Raw genomic sequence first — 1,618 nt, forward strand, 5'->3', positions numbered from 1 at the left:
GACGACGTCCTGCTCGGGTACCCCACGGTCGACCGCGCGGCGCTCGCGCGACTGGGGGCGGATCCGGCCGCGCTCGACGCGGTGACCCTGATGGTCGACGACGAACGCCAGCTGGAGATCGCCCGCGAGTCGGGTGCCGGTGGGGCGAGGGTGTGCGTCGACGTGGACGCCTCGCTCCGGTTCGGACCCCTCCACCTGGGCGTCAGGCGGTCCCCGCTCCGGGGCCCCGCCGACGTCGAGCCGCTGGTCCGTCGAGCCGTGGCCTCGGGCTTCCGGGTGGTCGGTGTGATGTTCTACGAGGCGCAGGTCGCCGGCGTCCCCGACGACGTCAGGGGTATCGGCGTGGTCAAGGCGCTGTCGATGCGCCGTCTGCTCGGGATCCGGGGGGCCGTCGCCGGAGTGGTCGCCGACGTCACCGGGGAGCGACCCGAGATCGTCAACTCGGGTGGCTCCGGTTCGATCGCCGAGAGCGCCGCGGATCCCGCCGTCACCGAGGTGACCGCCGGGTCGGGTCTCTTCGTCCCCGGGTTGTTCGACCGCTACCGCTCGTTCACACCGCGACCCTCGCTGTTCTTCGCCCTGCCGGCGGTCCGGACCCCGGCCCCCGGCCTCACGACCTTCCTCTACGGGGGGTACGTGGCCTCCGGGGTGCCGGGGCCGGATCGGCTGCCCGTCCCCGCCCGCCCCACGGGGTTGCGGTACCTGGGCAGGGAGGGCGCCGGAGAGGTGCAGACCCCCGTGCGAGGGGAGGTGGCGATAGGCGACCGCGCCTGGTGGCGCCACGCGAAGGCGGGAGAGGTCTGCGAGCGGTTCGACACGCTCCACGTGGTGGACGAGACTGCACAGGGACCAGCGGTGGTGGATCGCTGGCCCACCTACCGTGGGGAAGGGATGTGCTTCGGATGACGGACACCGTGCCGATGACCGACGAGATGCGGGAACTCCTGCACTCCGAGGCCGTCTCGATCACAGCTGACCTGGTGTCCATCGACTCGACCAACACCGGCGACCCCGCCACGATCGGCGACGGTGAGACCCGCGTGTGCCGACGTATCGCGGAGTACCTGGACGAGGTGGGGATCCCGAGCGAGTTGGTGGAGTCCGTGCCCGGTCGCGGAAGTCTGTTCGCCCGTGTCGACGGGTCGGACCCGGCCGCCGGCGGACTGGTCGTGCACGGGCACGTCGACGTGGTCCCCGCGGTCGCAGAGGACTGGTCGGTCCCGCCGTTCGCGGGTGAGATCCACGACGGCTGGCTCTACGGCCGTGGAACCGTGGACATGAAGAACATGATCGGCATGATGCTCGCCGTCGTGCGCCACTACCGCCGTGAGGGCATCGTCCCGCGCAGACCCCTGTTGCTCGCCTTCTTCGCCGACGAGGAAGCCGCCGGGACGATGGGGGCGCGGTGGGTGGTGCGGGAACGTCCCGACATCTTCGACGGCATGACCCACGCACTCAGCGAGGTCGGGGGGTGGTCCGTACCGGTGGCGGGTCGGCGGCTCTACCCGATCGCGGTCGCGGAGAAGGGCGTCGCCTGGGCGCGGGTGAGCGCGAAGGGGGCCGCGGCCCACGCGTCCCGCCCGACCTCGGACAACGCGGTCGCGGCGATCGCGGGTGC

At 72.2% G+C, this 1,618-nt stretch carries 2 protein-coding genes; both read left to right on the plus strand.

All coding sequences use genetic code 11. From position 1 onward, the window contains the following. Positions 1–906, plus strand: a 906-nt coding sequence (locus G6020_RS09220; RefSeq protein WP_182610410.1) for an amino acid deaminase/aldolase, incomplete at its 5' end; no start/stop codon positions are given. After that, positions 903–1,618 (plus strand): M20/M25/M40 family metallo-hydrolase (locus tag G6020_RS09225; RefSeq protein ID WP_182610411.1); only part of this gene is annotated, 716 nt, incomplete at its 3' end. The genes G6020_RS09220 and G6020_RS09225, both read left to right, overlap by 4 nt.

The sequence above is a fragment of the Dietzia sp. B19 genome (genome assembly GCF_014145155.1).
Lineage (GTDB): Bacteria > Actinomycetota > Actinomycetes > Mycobacteriales > Mycobacteriaceae > Dietzia > Dietzia natronolimnaea.